Origin of the sequence: Peribacillus sp. NPDC097224 (assembly GCF_044761985.1) — a bacterium.
Lineage (GTDB): Bacteria > Bacillota > Bacilli > Bacillales > DSM-1321 > Peribacillus.
The window spans coordinates 22,326-41,330 of record NZ_JBIWDK010000011.1 but is presented as its reverse complement, the minus strand read 5'-3'; the positions used below and the strand labels follow the sequence as shown (position 1 = coordinate 41,330).

Annotated in this window: 12 protein-coding genes; 8 read left to right on the top strand and 4 right to left on the bottom strand. The window is 44.4% G+C overall.

Annotated elements, in window-relative coordinates:
• Positions 1-47 precede the first annotated feature (47 nt).
• From ACIQXR_RS17885 to ACIQXR_RS17870, 4 genes are read right to left on the bottom strand one after another with little or no spacing between them, the layout of a single operon-like run.
• Positions 48-872 (bottom strand): ABC transporter ATP-binding protein, encoded by an 825-nt coding sequence (locus ACIQXR_RS17885; protein WP_402875598.1) that lies wholly within the window; start codon positions 870-872, stop codon positions 48-50.
• A gap of 15 nt (positions 873-887) precedes the next feature.
• Complete coding sequence (locus tag ACIQXR_RS17880; protein ID WP_402875654.1) at positions 888-1,880, bottom strand: FecCD family ABC transporter permease; 993 nt, start codon at positions 1,878-1,880, stop codon at positions 888-890.
• Between the two features lie 28 nt (positions 1,881-1,908).
• On the bottom strand, positions 1,909-2,916 hold the full coding sequence (locus ACIQXR_RS17875; RefSeq protein WP_402875600.1) for a FecCD family ABC transporter permease: 1,008 nt from the start codon (positions 2,914-2,916) through the stop codon (positions 1,909-1,911).
• Between the two features lie 22 nt (positions 2,917-2,938).
• On the bottom strand, positions 2,939-3,907 hold the full coding sequence (locus ACIQXR_RS17870; RefSeq protein WP_402875602.1) for an iron-hydroxamate ABC transporter substrate-binding protein: 969 nt from the start codon (positions 3,905-3,907) through the stop codon (positions 2,939-2,941).
• 418 nt (positions 3,908-4,325) lie between these two features.
• On the opposite strand from ACIQXR_RS17870, the gene ACIQXR_RS17865 reads away from it, so the two are divergent.
• The 8 genes from ACIQXR_RS17865 (at position 4,326) to ACIQXR_RS17830 (ending at position 18,966) form a co-directional block, all read left to right on the top strand.
• The gene (locus tag ACIQXR_RS17865) at positions 4,326-5,192 is read left to right on the top strand and encodes an alpha/beta hydrolase (protein ID WP_402875604.1); all 867 of its coding nucleotides are present in this window, start codon (positions 4,326-4,328) and stop codon (positions 5,190-5,192) included.
• A gap of 220 nt (positions 5,193-5,412) precedes the next feature.
• Complete coding sequence (locus ACIQXR_RS17860) at positions 5,413-6,198, top strand: 2,3-dihydro-2,3-dihydroxybenzoate dehydrogenase (RefSeq protein WP_402875605.1); 786 nt, start codon at positions 5,413-5,415, stop codon at positions 6,196-6,198.
• A 57-nt stretch (positions 6,199-6,255) separates the two neighbouring features.
• Positions 6,256-7,473, top strand: coding sequence for an isochorismate synthase DhbC (dhbC, locus tag ACIQXR_RS17855; RefSeq protein ID WP_402875607.1), 1,218 nt, complete (start codon positions 6,256-6,258; stop codon positions 7,471-7,473).
• Between the two features lie 21 nt (positions 7,474-7,494).
• Complete coding sequence (locus tag ACIQXR_RS17850; protein WP_402875609.1) at positions 7,495-9,132, top strand: (2,3-dihydroxybenzoyl)adenylate synthase; 1,638 nt, start codon at positions 7,495-7,497, stop codon at positions 9,130-9,132.
• A gap of 21 nt (positions 9,133-9,153) precedes the next feature.
• On the top strand, positions 9,154-10,062 hold the full coding sequence (locus tag ACIQXR_RS17845) for an isochorismatase family protein (protein WP_402875611.1): 909 nt from the start codon (positions 9,154-9,156) through the stop codon (positions 10,060-10,062).
• Positions 10,063-10,097: 35 nt separating this feature from the next.
• Positions 10,098-17,291 carry an amino acid adenylation domain-containing protein gene (locus tag ACIQXR_RS17840; protein ID WP_403080533.1) on the top strand — a complete coding sequence of 2,398 codons (7,194 nt, stop codon included), beginning with the start codon at positions 10,098-10,100 and terminating at the stop codon, positions 17,289-17,291.
• Complete coding sequence (locus ACIQXR_RS17835) at positions 17,291-17,512, top strand: MbtH family protein (protein ID WP_402875615.1); 222 nt, start codon at positions 17,291-17,293, stop codon at positions 17,510-17,512. The genes ACIQXR_RS17840 and ACIQXR_RS17835 overlap by 1 nt, the downstream gene beginning before the upstream one ends.
• 2 nt (positions 17,513-17,514) lie before the next feature.
• Positions 17,515-18,966 carry an MDR family MFS transporter gene (locus tag ACIQXR_RS17830; protein WP_403080532.1) on the top strand — a complete coding sequence of 484 codons (1,452 nt, stop codon included), beginning with the start codon at positions 17,515-17,517 and terminating at the stop codon, positions 18,964-18,966.
• Positions 18,967-19,005 lie beyond the last annotated feature (39 nt).

The following is a 19,005-nucleotide window of genomic DNA, read 5'->3' as shown; positions in this document are numbered from 1 at the left end:
AAACGAAAGGCACCCCACCTGGGTGCCTTTCGTTTGGTTACTTAGCATTAACGCGTTACATAAACATCTTTTGCTGCTTCTTCTTGTTGGGCGATATTATCGTATCCATAACATACGGGAGCCCCATTGGAGGGGTCTATCATGATCCGTGCATCGATTTGAAAGACCTCTTTCAAGACTTCCGGTGTAATCGTCTCGGAAGGGGTTCCAACCTTCATGATTTTTCCATTCTTCATGGTGATGATTTCATCAGAAAAGCGGGCCGCATGATTGATGTCATGTAAAACCATGACGATGGTTCTATTTTGTTCTATGTTTAACCTTTCAACGATCCGTAGAACTTCCAATTGATGAGCCATATCAAGGTATGTCGTAGGTTCATCCAATAATAATATGCCCGTTTCCTGTGCTAATGCCATGGCAAGCCAAACCTTTTGACGCTGCCCACCGGATAGGTTGGCTATTTCCCTATCACGAAAAGGGAGGGTCTTGGTAATGTCCATGGCCCATTCAATCTTTTCTTTATCGTCTCTGGTTAATTTATTGACATTATTGCGGTGTGGATATCTACCATATGAAATAAGTTCCTCCACTTTCAATTGAGAAGGTGCGACAGGGTTTTGGGGAAGCAAGGCCATTAACTGGGCAATCCGCTTTGTATGAATGGACTGTAAATCCTGCCCCTGCAGATAAATGGTCCCGTTTTTTTGCTTAAGGATGCGCCCTATTGTTTTTAGTAAAGTGGATTTACCGCATCCATTCGGTCCAATGATGGTTGTGATCAGTCCTTCTTTTATTTCCAAATTTAAATCTTTGAACACTGTGAATTTTTCATAATTGGTTTCCAGATTTTCCATCTGCAGAATGCTCACGGGCCATCTCTCCTTTTATCTTTTTTCTTTTATTAATAAATAGAGAAAATAGGGAACACCGATAATGGAAATGACGATTCCTACTGGCAATTCAGCCGGTGCAAACACCGTCTTTGCGATATAGTCGGAAGCGATTACCAGGAAGGACCCAATCACCCCACACACAGGAAGCACATGTTTGTGGTGGATTCCTACAAGGTGTTTTGCAATGTGTGGGGACATCAACCCGATAAATCCGATGTTACCTGATACGGAAACACATGCACTCACTAAGCCGATACTGCTGAGCAAGAGAATCGAAGTTTCCTTTTCTACTGATATTCCGAGGCTTTTTATACTGGTCTGTTCCAATTGAAACAAATCCAATAAATAGGCCTTCCTCATAATGATGGGTATTAAGATTATTAGCCAAGGTAACATGGCGACGATGTATTTCCAATTGGCCGAGTAGATACTGCCTGAGATCCATACAGTGGCCATTTCAAAATCCGAAGATTTCATCTTCAAAGATATGTAGAGGGAAAGGGCCCCAAATGCCGAGCCAATCGCAATCCCGGTCAGTAAGAAACGACTCGTATCAAGGGATCCGTTTTTCCACGAAATAAGGAATATGATGAGGGCGGCTGAAATTCCACCAACCAATCCAAACAACGGAACGCTCATGATGGACAGCCAATCAGAACCTGCTCCAATATATTTACCTTGAAAGAAAAACATGAAGATGACGATGGCAGTTCCGGCCCCTGCATTTATTCCCAAGATGCCTGAATCCGCCAAACCGTTTCTCGTTACACCTTGAATGACAGCTCCTGCAATACCTAGTGCAAGTCCCACTAGACCGGCAATGACAATGCGGGGGAGCCTAAAATCAAAAATGACCAAATCGTAGTCTGCGACCGGGTTTATACGGAATAACGTCCGAACGACATCCATGACGGTCATATCAAAGGTACCGCTTACCAAGCTTAAATAGCTTGTCGCTATGATTAGGCAGATACCGACTGTCATTGTGATAACCAAGCGTTTCGATGATTGACTATACACTTTTTTCTCCTCCTTTCGTTCTTATTAAATATAGGAAGAAAGGGATGCCGATTAAGGAGGTGACCACTCCGATCGGCGTTTCGAATGGATAATTAACGAACCTACTGATTACATCGCATAATGCTAGGAAAATTCCACCGATTACACCAGCACAGGGAACGATCCATTTATAATCGATTCCTATTAAAAAGCGTGTGATGTGTGGGATGATCAACCCTATAAATCCAATCTTGCCGACGAGTGCCACTGCAATACCCGTTAGGCATACGACAGAGAGTTGGGAAACAAGCTTAACTAGTTTCGTACGTTGACCTAAGTTGATGGAGACTTCATCCCCCAGAGATAGAATGGTGATGGATTTGGAAATGAATAGAGCAAGGATGATGCCAATTGCCCCAATGGGGATCGAAAGTTTCAGGATGTCCGGATTGATCTGATGCAATCTTGCATTATACCAAAAACTAACACTCTGGGAAATTTGGAAGTAGGAGGCTATCGCAGCCGATATACTACTCAAAAATGTTCCGATTACCGTACCGATTATGGCTAGGCGTACCGGGGATAAACCATTATGTAGTAATGAACCAAAACCAAAAACTATGCCAGCCCCTAAGGCAGAACCCAGCATCGAAAAAAGAATCATATGGAAAGAAGACATGCCAGGAGCGAAAACCATACAAAGAGTGATGACAAATGCAGAGCCATCGGTCACTCCCATGATTGAAGGGGATGCAAGATAGTTTCTTGTCATCCCCTGCATGAGTGCTCCTGATATGGCTAAAAATGCCCCAACAAGAAGGGCACCCAGAACCCTTGGCAATCGTGAAGTGATTATAATAGCATGATCGACGTTCTCTGGGTCATAATGCAAAAATGCATTCCATACTGTTATAAAGTCTATATTTTTTGCACCATAAAGAATGGACAAAATGGTTGTCAGAATAATTAAGACGGGTGCCATACATAGAATTATGATCGGTAATGAATTTATTTTTGCCATATCAATCAACGCACCTTACTGCTTATTTAGCTAAATTTTCCGATGCAGCTTTTAAGAAGGCTGTTTTACTCCAAGCTGTTCCACCTTGTGCAAGCGGATCAACAGAGTTCACAAACACCTTATCGTTTTTAACAGCCTCGATGCTCTTCCAAATGGAGTTGCTTTCCAATTCTTCTAAAGCTTTTGGTTTTTCAGCATTTTCGCTTTCCGAGAACTGTAGGAAGATATAGTCCGGGTTAATTTCAGCAAATTTCTCTAATGCAATCATTTCTTGCGCTTTGACTGGTTTAATTTCTTCAGGAACCGTTAATCCTAAATCAGCATATAACACTGGGTTGAAGTATATATCTTGAGGATATAGGAATAGACTACCGTTTCTTACCCTCACAACCATTACCTTTTTATCCTTCAGGTTTTCGCCGACTTCCACTTTTGCTTTTTCAGCATCCTCTTTGTATTGAGAGATGATAGATTCGGCCTTGTCTTCCGTGCCGGACAGCTTGGCCATTAATCGTAAGTTGTCCTCCCAATCAGTAGAAATATGTGAGTAAGGGAATGTTGTAGCCACTTTATCTAATTTTTCCGTTACCGTACCGTCGGATTTGGATGTCCACATGATAGCATCTGGTTTAAGGCCAAGAATGGTTTCGTAGTTTGGCTGCATTTTCTCACCAATTGACTCTGCACCCTCAAGGTCTTTCGCCAAATATTCTGGAAGTTTCCCACCTACCGTTATAGCACCCACTGGTTTAACTCCTAATGCAGCGGCATCTTCCATTGACTCCAAACTTGCTGTCACTATTCTTTTAACTTCAGAAGGAATCGTATATTCCTTGCCAAGATAGCTTATCTTTTGTGTCTCTTGCTTCTTCGTTTCGGTCGCACTGCTTTTTTCAGAAGTATCCCCTGAACTGTTTTCAGCATTACCGCAAGCTCCAAGTCCAATACTAAAGACTGCCGCCATGCCAAGTACCATTAACTTTTTCTTCATGTTCTGACTCCCCTTATTCTAAAATATTTTTTTAAAAATGTGTTACAAACAATATGTAGATGTTCTCTAGCGCAGTTAAAAATTTATTTCGATACCTGTCCAACTAGGAATCTAGTGAGTTAAACGAAGGTAACTAGTGATAACGATTATCATTATCATGCAATATACAATATATAGGTAATCTGCAAAATTATCAATAGCATTTTTGTAAAAAAATAAAATATCATCATTAATTTTCTAAGAAAAAGTTATTCAGGAAAAGGCGTGGTTGCAAATTTCACCATTGTTGATAAACTAAATGAGAAACATTATCATTTGGTGGGAAGTAAGTACTATCAATAAATGGGTTATGAAATACATGATAACTAGAAGTGAAGATTAATAGTCGAAAATTAGGTAATGGGAGGAATGAAAGAATATGGAGAAAGAAAAGGATAAGGCAGCAATGGTGGGTCACTTTAGGGAAGATAGAGAAGTAGTCTTGAAAGGGACGAGTCAATTCCTCATGAAATCTAGTAGGGAAGGACGGATGTACCAAATTTTCATCTATCGACCAAAAGAGGCACAGCCAGCAGGAGGATTTCCAGTCATATATGTGCTCGACGCCAATTCGGTGTTTGGAACCATTGTCGAGGCCATGCGTTTGCAGTCGAAGCGACCTGAAAAGACAGGGATCGTACCTGCCGTTATCGTCGGTATTGGATATCCGATAGACGGAGCATTTTCCACCGACCGTTATTATGACTTCACATTGCCCGTCGATTATTCAGAATTGCCAAAGAAACCTGATGGGGGGGATTGGCCTCCACATGGAGGGGCGGCGAACTTCTTGAATTTCATTGAAGAAGACCTCAAGCCCGAGATTATGAGTTCCATTAACATCAACCGGGGTAGACAAGCGCTTCTCGGTCATTCATTAGGTGGCTTGTTTACCCTGTATACCTTATTCAGTAATCCTCAAGCTTTTCAAACATATATCGCGGGTAGTCCCTCGATTCATTGGAATAAAAAGTGGTTTTCGGAAGAAGAGAATCATTTCCTGAGTCGATTGGGAAGGGATGATAGGGATATCTCCTTATTTGTAGGTGTGGGGGAATTCGAAAAAAATCACAAAAGTGGCATGAATGAAAATGCATTAGAACTCTCTAACCGTTTAAGAACTTCAACGAAAGGCCGGCTACATGTAAAGTTCACGGAGTTCGAGGAGGAAAATCACGTGTCTGTTTTACCTCCATTAATTAACAAGGGACTACGTTTTGCTTTAAGGGCAAATGGACCTGTGTAGGAATAGGTCTTTCTTAGCAAATCGATGAATACCCATTGACCGTGAAGATAGAAATGTATAACATTACCTGTAGAATTTAAATGATAATGATTATCATTATTGATAAAAGATAGAGGGAGAGCTGGTTAAAGGGTTCTCTACCAAACGATTTTTGTAATGAAACTGAGAATCTGTTGCATGGTTGCACTAGATTCTTTTATTAAGAAAGGGAGAGTTAAGCATGTACTTTCAGGAATGTAAGGGGAAAGTGGCACTCGTAACGGGAGGAGCACAAGGGATTGGAGGTGCAGTCGTTCAGTCGTTAGCCAAGCTTGGTATCGTAGTAGCGGCGGTTGACTTCCAAACAGATAAATTACAGAAACACGTAGATGCCTTGAAGTCTAAAGGTTTAGAGGTATATGGGTTTTCAGCAGATGTAAGTGATAGTCCAGCCATCGACCGCATTGTTGATACGGTCGAGCGAGAGATTGGTCCAATAGAAATATTGGTGAATGTAGCCGGGGTTCTTAGCCCGGGGCTAATCGAGTCCTATAGTGATCAAGACTGGCAAAGGACTTTTGCCGTCAATTCCACTGGTGTCTTCAATGTCTCCCGTTCCGTGAGTAAACATATGATAAACAGGAAAAAAGGTTCGATTGTTACAGTGGGTTCCAATGCAGCGAGTGTCCCACGAATCAATTTAGCGGCCTATGCGGCATCCAAGGCAGCGGCCACCATGTTTACTAAGTGCCTAGGCTTGGAATTAGCTCAGCATAATATTCGTTGTAACATCGTTGCTCCTGGTTCGACCGCTACGGAAATGCAGTGGTCTTTATGGGAAGGTGATAATGGGGTAAAACCGGTCATCGATGGCATGCCTGAATTATATAAAGTAGGAATTCCACTGAAAAAAATTGCGGAACCTTCTAACATTGTCGATGCCATTCTTTTCTTCATATCCGACCAATCAAATCATATTACCATGAGTAATCTTTGTGTAGATGGTGGAGCTACATTAGGAGTCTAATAAGCTCGGAAGACCACTATAATATCTGACTATTCAATAACGAAGGGGTTATAGCACATGACTAAACATCCATATAATTCGACTGTATTGGAAAAACCGATGTTGGAAGATTACCAAGATGGCGACTTCTTTCTATCAAGCCCGAACCAAACCTTATTGGGAAAAGGTTCCTTGCTAACGGTTCCGGGAAATGAAGAAAAAGAGAATCAGATGGAGGATCTTGCTAACAGGGTTGCAGCAACGTTGGAGCGAGCAAAAAGGCTTGGACAGGATAATCCAATCGTCACCGGCGCCATACCGTTCGATTATAAGAAGCCCGCTAATCTGCATGTGCCAGAGACGATACATTCAACTGTACGTGTTCAAGAATATGGTCCTAGTAGAACAGTGGAGACGGATTCAGTCCCTACATACCAAATTAAATCGGTTCCAGAGCCTGCCCAATATAAAGAAGGTGTCGAAGAAGGACTAGTACAGATAGCCAGTGGTCATCTGGACAAAATCGTCTTGGCTCGGTCCTTGCAACTTACATCTTCGATAAGTGTAAATATCAATGAGTTGCTTCATAACTTGGCAAGACAAAATACAAAGGGTTATACATTTGCCGTTGATTTGGGAGAGCAAGAAGATTCAAGCGTTTGCACCAAAACATTAATCGGCGCAAGCCCGGAACTACTAGTTTCAAGAACTGGATTACACGTGGTGGCTAATCCGTTGGCAGGCTCCCGACCGCGAAGTGACGATCCAGTGGAAGATCAAAGACGTTCGAAGGAATTGCTTTCTTCTTCAAAAGATTTACATGAACATGCTGTCGTAGTAGAGGCAGTGGCGGAAGCACTTCGTCCATTTTTCAAGAAGATGGAAGTCCCCAAAAGCCCATCGGTAATAAGTACAGAGACAATGTGGCATCTATCGACAGAAGTGAAGGGGGAACTTGTGGATCCTGAAACTTCTTCTTTGGAGCTTGCCATCGCGCTTCACCCGACTCCTGCCGTATGCGGTTCGCCGTTTGAGCGGGCAAGGGAATCCATCTTGGAGATTGAACCTTTCGATCGGGGATATTTCACGGGAATGGTTGGGTGGTGTGATGCAAATGGTGACGGTGAATGGATCGTCACCATTCGATGCGCAGAAGTGGAAGAAAAGGCGCTTCGTTTGTTTGCCGGAGCCGGCGTGGTCGGAGAATCTAAACCGGAAGAAGAACTTGCCGAAACTTCGGCTAAGTTTCAAACCATGCTTCGCGCAATGGGGATTGATACGGAATTATCAAAGTAATTGGCATGGAGGGGAAAGATGATGTTAGAAGGTTTTACTTCGTGGCCTAAGGATTTGGCTGATTTATATAGAAAAGAAGGTTGTTGGAAAGGGGAGACCTTTGGCGGCATACTACGTGACCGTGCCAAGGAGCATGGAGATCGGATTGCCATTACCGGAGGGGAAAGAAACCTGACTTATGCAGAGTTGGACGACCGTGCCGATCGGTTAGCGGTCGGCCTTCAAAAGTTAGGGATAAAGAAGAATGACAGGGTCGTCATCCAGCTTCCTAATGTCGTTGAGTTTTTTGAAGTCATTTTCGCCTTATTCAGGATCGGGGCTCTTCCTGTATATGCCCTTCCTTCCCATCGCAGCAATGAAATCGGGTATTTTTGCGAGTTCACTGAAGCCGTTGCTTACATCATTCCAGATAAACATGGTGGATTTGACTACAGAACACTTGCCCGAGGCGTTCAAAGTAAGAATGATAGCTTGTTGAATGTGATTGTGACAGGGGACGCAGAGGAGTTCACAAGTTTGGAAGGTTTATACGGAGAACCTGACGAATTGGTGGAAACAATCGTCCAGTCTAGTGATGTCGCTTTCCTACAGTTATCCGGCGGAAGTACGGGTTTATCAAAGTTAATTCCAAGAACACATGATGATTACATATACAGTTTAAGGTTAAGTGCTGAAATTTGCGGAATCAATCAAGATAGCATCTATCTAGCGGTGCTTCCTATCGCCCATAACTTTACGATGAGTTCTCCTGGCATCCTAGGCACATTATATGGTGGGGGACAGGTTGTCCTTTCACCTGGTCCTAGCCCTGATGAAGCATTTCCTCTCATTGAAAAACATGGTGCGACGATTACCGCACTCGTACCGCCCCTTGCATTGAGATGGCTTGAAGCCGTTTCATCCCGTAATGATGATTTATCAAGCCTTCAAGTGATGCAAGTTGGAGGAGCGAAGTTTAGCGCTGAGGCCGCCCGTCGAGTAGGCCCGGCCTTTCAGTGTAAATTACAGCAAGTATTCGGCATGGCGGAAGGACTAGTGAATTATACGAGGCTTGATGATTCAAACGAGCTCATCGTGAACACTCAAGGAAGTCCAATGTCAGAATTTGATGAAATTCGTGTGGTTGATGAAGAAGATAAGGAAGTTGCGCCCGGTGAAGTAGGGACATTATTGACAAGGGGGCCTTATACGATTTGCGGTTATTACAAGGCACCGGAACATAATGAGAAGGCCTTTACTAAAGATGGATTTTACCGTACGGGTGACTTGGTAAGCATAAATTCTTCAGGCTACTTAGTCGTTGAGGGCCGAGATAAGGATCAAATCAATCGAGGTGGCGAAAAAATTGCGGCAGAAGAAGTGGAAAACCATCTGCTGGCCCATGAAGCCGTTCATGATGCAGCCATTGTCTCGATGCCTGATGAATACCTTGGGGAGCGGTCATGCGCATTCGTGATACCAAGGGGGGAAACCCCTAAAGCCAGAGAGCTCAAACAGTTCTTGAAGGATAGGGGTCTGGCTACATTTAAAATTCCCGACCGAGTGGAATTCATCGAGACCTTTCCTAAAACGCCATTAGGAAAAGTAAGCAAAAAGGCACTTCGACAAATCATTTCTGACAAGCTAAATGAACGTAAAATAGCAACATTATTAAAATAAATTAGAAAAAGGAGTGATTTGATGGCTATTCCCGCTATCACACCATATGCAATGCCAGTTGAATCTGATTTACCAAAAAATAAGGTGGCATGGAAGGCGGAACCGAAGCGTTCGGTTCTTCTCATTCATGATATGCAACAATATTTTATCGATTTTTTCGAAAAAAATGATTCACCCATACCGGAACTATTGAAGAACATAACAACCATCAAGGATCGTTGTGTGGAATTAGGCATACCGGTAGTTTATACGGCGCAACCGGGAGATCAAAATCCTAAGGACCGTGCGCTCCTGACAGATTTTTGGGGAACGGGGCTCGATGATGACCCGAACCAGACAAGAATCGTGGGCGACGTTGCTCCGTCGGATGACGACATCATGCTGACTAAGTGGAGATACAGTGCATTCAAACGAACCAATCTTCTTGAATTAATGGAAGAACAGGGACGTGATCAACTTATCATTTGTGGAGTATATGCCCATATTGGATGCCTTTTAACGGCAAGCGAAGCGTTTATGCAAGATATACAACCATTCCTGGTGGCAGATGCGGTCGCTGATTTTTCGTTGGAAGAACATAAAATGGCCCTGAAATATGCCGCAGAGCGATGTGCGTTTACAACTTCAACGCTTCAGTTGCTTGACCAATTACAAGTCAGTGAACAATCATCACCTGCTAGTCAGGAAGGAGCCGATTGGACAATAGAGGAATTAAGAATAATGATTTTCGACCTTCTTGGCGAAGACCCTTCAGAAGGTCTTGAAGATTATGAGGATTTAATCGATAGAGGAATGGACTCCATTCGCATGATGAGCCTTGTGGAAATGTTGAGAGGAAAAGGGGCGGAAATCAATTTCATGCAAATGGCTGAGAAACCGACAATTGCTGATTGGTGGAACCTGCTATCTTCCCAGAAAGTTTTAGCTTGATCCGATGTGAAAAGGAGGTAAATGAGGTGAGTAATATGGAGAACCAAAAAACTCGTATGGCATTGTCCGGCGCACAGTCCGGCATATGGTTTGCGCAGCAACTAGAGCCGGATAACCCGATTTACAATACGGGTGAATACATAGAGATTAAAGGGAAAATGGAAGTAAGTAAGTTTGAAGCAGCGCTCATGCAGGCAGTAAGGGAGGCAGAAAGTTTACATATTCAATTTGGGGAGGACCAAAGCGGACCTTATCAAGTCCTGGTGGACTCCACTGAACTACCCTTTCAGTTCTTGGATGTAAGCGATCAAGATAATCCTGAAGAGAAGGCCTTGCAATGGATGAGAGAAGACCTGCTTCACCCCATTAACTTAAAAACGGACAGCCTTTATTCTCAAGCATTGTTTAAGGTTGGACCAGAACGGTATTTCTGGTATCAGCGGATTCATCATATAGTAATGGACGCCTTTGGATTTTCACTAATATCGCAGCGGGTCGCGAAGCTGTATACGGCACTTGTCCAAGGTCGACCATGTGAAGAGGCAGCCTTTAGTCCTTTCGTTAAGCTATTGGAGGAAGATGCTAGATACAGGGCGTCCGAGAAATTCGAAGCCGATCGTCAGTTTTGGCTGGAGCGCTTTGCTGATCAACCGGAAGTCATGAGCCTTGCTGAACGGGCTCCTAGGACATCTAACGGTTTTCTTAGCCAAACGGGTTATTTATCGACTGTTGCCACACAATCCTTTAAAAAAAAAGCTCATAAATACTCGGGGACGTGGCATGAAGTGGCAATGGCTGTCGCTGCTGTATATATTCATCGTCTGACGGGAACGGAAGACGTCATCCTCTCCCTGCCGATGATGGGGCGTTTGGGCTCTGTTTCAATCAATATTCCGAGTATGGTGATGAACTTACTTCCATTGCGTGTAACCGTTCGACCGGATATGGCGTTGAAGGAAGTAGTGAAGCAAGTATCAAGCGAAGTGCGTAATATCCGCCGCCATCAAAACTATAGACATGAAGAACTTCGCCGTGACCTTAAGCTTCTTGGTGATAATCAAAGATTATTCGGTCCGCAAATCAATGTCATGCCTTTTGATTATGGATTGGACTTTGCGGGTAATCAAGCCATTACACATAAGCTGGCAACAGGCCCGGTCGATGACATATCGATAAACATATATGACAAGTCTGATGGAAATGGATTAAGAATCGATTTGGATGCTAACCCGGAAGTGTACGATTTGGAAGAGCTAGGCATTCACCATACCCGATTCTTAAGGTTGCTCGAGAAGGTGGCCACTGCAGAAGAGGTCCAGATGATCGGGGAACTTGAAGTGCTTTTACCAGAAGAACGTGAGAGGGTCATGCACCAGTGGAATCAAACCGCCGAGGAGATTCCGTCTGCCAACTTGCCAAGCCTGTTTGAAAAACAAGTAGCTAAAAGCCCATACCTAACAGCCCTGGTAGATGAAAAGTCGGTCCTTAGTTATGAGGAATTGAATAAGCGTGCCAATCAATTTGCCCATCTTTTATTGGAAAAAAATCTAGGGCCGGAAAAATTCGTGGCGATTGCTTTACCGCGCTCTGCGAACATGGTCGTGGTCATGTTGGGCGTATTAAAGACAGGGGCTGCATATTTACCAATCGATCCCGATTATCCCATTGACCGCATTGAATACATATTGAACGACGCGAAGCCTATTTGTCTAATAACAAACCGGGAAATTGCTTCAAAACTACCAAGTGGTGGCGAAACGGAACTCATCTTATTGGATGAGGCAGAGCATGCTCTTTCATCAGGAAAATATTCCGATGGAAATGTGGACGAGTCAAAGAGGAATGGAGCCCTATCACCTCTTAATCCAGCTTATATGATCTATACATCCGGTTCCACAGGGAAGCCAAAAGGTGTCGTCATTCAATCGGAAGGGTTGATTAATTTCCTTTCTTCCATGCAAAGCCAATTTTCCTTGAATCAAGAAGATAGGCTTCTGGCAGTCACTACCATCGCATTTGATATATCCGGTTTAGAAATGTACCTGCCACTTCTTAATGGAGCCAGCTGCGTCGTTGCAGCCAAGGAGAAGATTCAAGAACCCAAGGCGTTGGCAGACATCATTACCGAACATGATATTACCATCATGCAGGCGACACCTACGCTTTGGCATGCCATGGTATCCAATTATCCAAATGTAATCAAGGGGCTTAAGGTACTTGTTGGTGGGGAGGCTCTTTCCATTAGTTTAGCCACAGCATTAAAGGATTTAGGGTGTGAAGTAACCAACTTATATGGTCCAACTGAAACGACGATATGGTCGACCTCTAAATCGCTGGATTCCAGTCAGACAGGCATGCCATCCATAGGATCACCCATTTGGAATACACAGGTGTTTGTACTCGATGCAGGTTTACAACCAGTCCCTCCCGGAATCGTTGGCGAATTGTATATTGCAGGGAAAGGGCTAGCCCGGGGGTATCTAGGTCGCCCGGATTTAACAGCAGAGCGTTTTGTTGCCAACCCGAATGGTCCTAAGGGCAGCCGGATGTACCGTACAGGTGATTTGGTTCGTTGGAGAGTGGATGGTTCACTGGATTATATTAGTCGCGCTGACCATCAAATTAAAATACGTGGTTTCCGGATCGAGCTTGGAGAAATCGAGGCAAAGCTTGTCCAACATCCTGAGGTTTTACAAGCGTCCGTGATTGTTCGTGAGGATATTCCTGGTGATGAACGAATTGTGGCTTATATTGTTCCTTCGCTGGATTCGACAGTGGATCCAGGGGAACTTCGTGCATTTGTTGGCAGTAGTCTTCCGGATTATATGATTCCATCGGCAATCGTTGAGATGCAAGAGTTGCCGCTAACTCCGAATGGGAAGCTTAATCGTAAAGAATTGCCAGTGCCCGATCTCTACTCGCTGATTTCAGACCGAGCACCAAGAACACCGCAAGAGGAAATTTTGAGCGAGTTGTTTGCTGAAGTTCTAGGTCTATCTAGAGTAGGAATTGATGATAGTTTCTTTAATTTAGGTGGGCATTCACTCCTTGCATCAACTCTAATGGCACGAATACGAAATACATTCGGAGTTGAACTCGGCATAGGCAAGATTTTTGAGTCACCGACCGTGGCGGGTCTTGCAAAACAGCTTTCCAATGGAAAAAGTGCACGATTGCCCGTGAAAAAAACGAGTAAGCCCGAAAAGATACCCCTTTCCTTTGCCCAGAGGAGATTGTGGTTCCTACACAGTCTTGAAGGCCCTAGTCCAACCTATAATATTCCGTTGGTCATAGAATTATCAGGGGATCTTGATACGAATGCTCTCGAGGCAGCAATCAATGACCTGGTTGCTCATCATGATACGTTACGGACGATTTTTCCAGTGACAGAGGGGAATGCTCATCAATGTATCATCGACCCTTCTGAAGCACAGGTGGAATTGTTAGTAACAAGAATAAATGAGTCGGATCTGGATACGGAGATAGCCGTCGCAACACGTTATAGTTTTAATCTTGCAGTGGAGCCATCCATTTATGCGCAGCTTTTCACAGTGGAACCGGATCAGCATGTATTAGTTTTACTTTTACATCACATTGTAGCCGATGGATGGTCCCTTACACCTCTTACGCGAGATTTGTCTGCGGCTTATAAAGCCAGGGTTCTTGGAGAGGTACCTAGCTTGACTCCTCTTCCTGTCCAATATGCGGATTATGCGCTTTGGCAGGAAGAATTGTTGGGAAAAGAGAACGATCAAGCTAGCTTAGTGAAAGAACAGCTTGATTATTGGAAGGAGACACTGGCGAATCTTCCCGATCAGTTGGAGTTGCCTATGGATTTCCTTCGGCCTATCGAACCAAGCTATAAGGGGGATACATTGAAGTTTATGATTTCTCCTGTCCTGCATCGTAGATTAGTGGATGTGGCTCGAGAAAACGGAGTCAGCTTATTCATGGTATTGCAGGCGGGACTTGCGACCTTGCTTACTCGCCTTGGAGCGGGTACGGACATTCCGATTGGAAGTCCGATTGCAGGGCGAAGCGACGATGCTTTGAGCGAAATAGTGGGATTATTTATTAATACCTTGGTGCTCCGTACGGATACTTCTGGAGACCCAACTTTCCGTGAACTTCTTGAAAGGGTAAGGAATGTTGATTTACAGGCGTATGAACATCAAGACTTGCCTTTTGAACGCTTGGTAGAAGAACTGAATCCACCACGTTCACGATCTAGGCATCCATTATTCCAAATCATGCTTGCCCTGCAGAATACGCCTGAGCCAAAGCTAGAGCTTCCGAGCATTCATTCCAACCTAGAGCTATATAGTGTGGGGACTTCCAAATTCGATATGACGATTGAGATTCGGGAAATGCATGATGATACAGGAAAACCGGATGGAATGAGCGGGTTTCTTGAATATAGTGCAGATCTATATAAACCTGAAACCATCGAAAGGATGCTTAACCGATTCGTACGAGTATTAGAGGGGGCTGTAATGGACCCGGACCAGACAATCGGACGATTGGAAATATTGGAGCCAAAAGAACGTCAAGAAATTCTTGTTGATTGGAATCAGCATGGTGAAGAAATCCCTGATTCCTGTTTACCAGCTTTGTTTGAAGAACAAGTGAACAGGTATCCAGATAAAATCGCTGCTGTATATGAAGATGAATCCCTAACATATGAAGAGCTAAATCATAGGGCAAACCAGCTTGCCCGTCTGCTAATGGCTAAAGGGGTTGCATCGGAGCAATTTGTAGCATTGGCCACACCAAGATCATTGGATATGGTGGTTGGCATACTTGCTGTACTGAAGGCGGGGGCGGCTTATTTGCCTCTAGATCCTGAATATCCTATCGACAGATTGTCTTTCATGCTTCAGGATGCGAAGCCTAGCTACGTCCTTACAAGTTCCAGTGTGGCAACTAGCCTTCCGAATCTGCATGATATCCAACAAATTGTATTGGACGATCCGAGCACGTTAGTGGAAATGTCACGATATTCAACAGATAACCCACTAGATCGTGAACGGAAACAGCCTTTATCACCATTAAACGCAGCTTATATTATTTATACTTCAGGTTCAACGGGTGTACCGAAAGGGGTAGTCGTCCCCCATCAAAATGTAGTACGGCTCTTTGGGTCGACAGAAGACTGGTACCAGTTCAATTCGGATGATGTTTGGACGATGTTCCACTCTTATGCTTTCGATTTTTCGGTATGGGAAATATGGGGGGCGCTTCTTCATGGCGGGAAGCTTATAGTTGTATCTCATTCAATCAGCCGGTCACCAGAAGAGTTTTTACAGCTCCTTGTGGATGAAGGAGTCACGGTTCTTAACCAGACCCCATCTGCCTTTTATCAATTAATGCAGGCGGATCGTAACAAGCCGGAACTTGGACAGAATCTAACGTTACGGTATGTGATTTATGGTGGGGAGGCACTTGAACTAAGCCGCTTGGAGGATTGGTATAGCCGTCATCCGGAAACTGCGCCGCGATTGATTAATATGTATGGAATTACGGAAACGACCGTTCATGTAAGTTATCTGGAACTTAACAGGGAAGTCACCGCCGTGAAGGCGAACAGTCTCATAGGCTGTGCCATACCGGATCTTGGGGTGTATATTTTGGATGCGAGTCTACAACCGGTACCTGCAGGAGTAACTGGGGAGATGTATGTCTCTGGTTCAGGTTTGGCCCGCGGGTATCTTGGGCGCCATGGTTTGACGGCAGAGCGTTTTGTTGCTAATCCATTCGGTCCATCAGGAACCAGGATGTATCGGACCGGAGATTTAGCCAGATGGCGTGCTGATGGCTCATTGGACTATATGGGACGGGCCGATCACCAAATCAAGATTCGCGGTTTCCGTATCGAGCTGGGAGAAATTGAATCATTACTTGTCCAGTGTCCTTATCTGGAGCAAGTTGCCGTCATCGTTCGTGAAGATCACCCAGGTGATAAGAGATTGGTGGCTTATGCTGTGCCAGCGGCAAATGCTGTTTTCAATCCAGCCGAGTTACGCCGGTTTGTGGCAGCAAGCCTTCCAGATTACATGATTCCATCTGCATTTGTCCAAATGGCCGATTTGCCTTTGACGGCAAATGGAAAGTTGGATCGAAAGGCGTTGCCAGTACCTGATTTCGGTGCAGCCGTTTCAGGACGTGGACCAAGGACCCCACAGGAAGAAATCTTATGTAAACTTTTCATGGAAATTCTTGATCTTCCACACGTTGGAATCGATGATGGATTCTTTGATCTGGGAGGGCATTCCCTGCTTGCCGTCCAGCTGATGAGTAAGATACGTGAAGCGCTTGGCGTTGAGTTGAGCATCGGAAACTTATTTGAAGAGCCGACAGTTGCTGGCCTAGCAGAAAGGCTTGAAATGGGTTCGAGTCAGAGTGCTTTGGATGTCTTGTTGCCACTACGCAAAAGTGGCGAGGAACTTCCGCTGTTCTGTATACACCCAGCGGGAGGGTTGAGCTGGTGCTACGCCGGGCTAATGACGGCTCTTGGTCCAGATTACCCGATATATGGACTGCAAGCTCGGGGAATTTCTGAGCGTGAGCGCTATCCGGAAACACTGGTAGAGATGGCAGCGGATTATATCGAACATCTCCGCAAGGTCCAGCCAAAAGGCCCTTATCGTTTATTGGGTTGGTCACTGGGTGGAAATGTGGTGCATGCCATGGCTACCCAACTGCAAAACGAGGGGGAAGAAGTCCAACTTGTGGCCATTCTGGATGCATTTCCAAGTCAATTTTTGCCGACTACTAATGCTCCTGGTGATGAGGAAGCATTGATCGCCCTGCTTGCCTTGGGTGGGTATGATCCTGATAGTTTAGGAGACAAGCCATTGGATGATGCTAGTGCCATAGAAATTCTGCGCCAAGATGGAAGTGCATTAGCTAGTTTGGAAGAAAAGACAATCCTTAACCTGAAGGAAACCTATGTGAATTCTGTTCGAATCATGGGTGAATATGAACCAGGAGTGTTCAATGGTAATGTTTTGTTCTTTAAATCAACACTCATACCAGAATGGTTCCCTAGCCTTTCAACGGATACATGGAAACCATATATAAATGGATTGATTGAACAACATGATATTGAGTGCCGTCATAAGGATATGTGTCAACCTGAGCCACTTGCGGAAATCGGACAGGTGATTGCAAACAAGTTTTCAAATATGAAAAAAAATTACGCATTAATTAATGAAGGTGGAGATGAATAATGACTAACCCTTTTGAGAACGAGAATGGTACGTATAAAGTATTGATAAATGAAGAAGGTCAGCATTCCCTCTGGCCTGCCTTTTTGGACATACCAGAAGGTTGGTCCACCATTTATGGAGAAGAAAGCAAAAAGAATTGCTTGGACTATATTAATGCCAACTGGACGGATCTTCAGCCTAAGAGCCTAAAGCTCGTATCGAGCCTTGATGGCGTAAAGTGAACGTGCGCATACACGAGAATCCTAAATTAGTCGTTTGCATGGTTTATGTGATTGCCATGTTCATGGTTTCGATGGACGGCACGATCGTCAATGTCATTCTTCCCGTCATCGGCCAGGAATTCAATGTCATCCCCTCAGCCACAAGCGGTATTAATATAGGCTACTTAGTAAGCCTCGCGGTCTTTCTCCCTATATCGGGGTGGCTTGGGGATCGATATGGTACCAAGAAAATTTTCCTATTCGCACTTGGGGTTTTCACACTCGCTTCCCTTCTATGCGGATTTGCGACAAGCCTAGAGACCTTGACCTTATTTCGGGCCTTGCAGGGTGCAGGCGGTGGACTCCTTACTCCAGTAGGAATGGCAATCTTATTTAGGACATTTTCTCAGAAAGAACGAATGAAAGTGTCAAGGACCCTTGTCTTGCCCATTGCCTTTGCACCAGCCATTGGTCCGGTTGTCGGTGGTTTCTTTGCGGAACAGCTATCTTGGAGCTGGGCTTTTTATATCAACATTCCTTTTGGAATCATCGCTTTCCTCATCGGTTTGCTGTTCTTGAAGGAACATAAAGAGCCATCGGCCGGCAGGCTTGACCTGACAGGGTTTCTGTTATCAGCTGCCGGCTTGTCGATGGTCATGTATGCACTGAGTACCGGTCCTTCAAAGGGATGGAGTTCTCCAGTCATTATGTATACGGGACTGATTGGCTTCATACTTGTCTGTTTGTTTGTATGGCGAGAATTACGGGTCAAGGAACCCATGCTGGATTTAAGCTTATTATCGGACAAATTGTTCCGTTCTCTTGGCCTTATTTCTCTATTATCGCAAGCAGCATTAATGGGCATGCTCTTTATATTCCCGTTAATGTATCAGAATGCCATGAATGCCTCTGCCCTGGATAGTGGATTGGCCACTTTTCCTGAGGCATTGGGGCTTATGGTAGCATCCAGGATGATTCCTTGGACTTTCAAGAAATTGAATGGCCAGCAGGTGATCTGTCTTGGGCTACTTGGGACGGCCTTAATCTTTGTCCTCATCAGTATTGTTGGTCCGACAGCGAATCCTTGGTCTTTACGACTCTTATTATTTAGTGTCGGCATCTGCTTGGGACATGCAGTGATTGCTGTACAGTCTTCCATTTTCACGAATATTACTTCAGCATCGATGGGAAGGGCAACTACATTATTCAATGTCCAGAATCGATTCGGCTCAGCTGTTGGGGTAGCCGTACTAGCGAGTGTGTTGGGAGCCTTGGGGACAAGCGAGGTGGCAAGGAACGGAATAGAACAGAGTAACTTGGAATCCTATCAATATGCTCTCCTTGGCTCATCAGTCTTTCTTGTTATAGGTCTTACTATCTCGTTACGTCTGAAGAAAGAAGACTTTAAGACCATCTTGCCAAGTCAGCAATCGACTGAAATTCCTAAGACAGAACCAGTCAGAATGAGTAAGTGACAAAATTCCAGATGGAGATGCTTGAAATAGAGGGTTGCT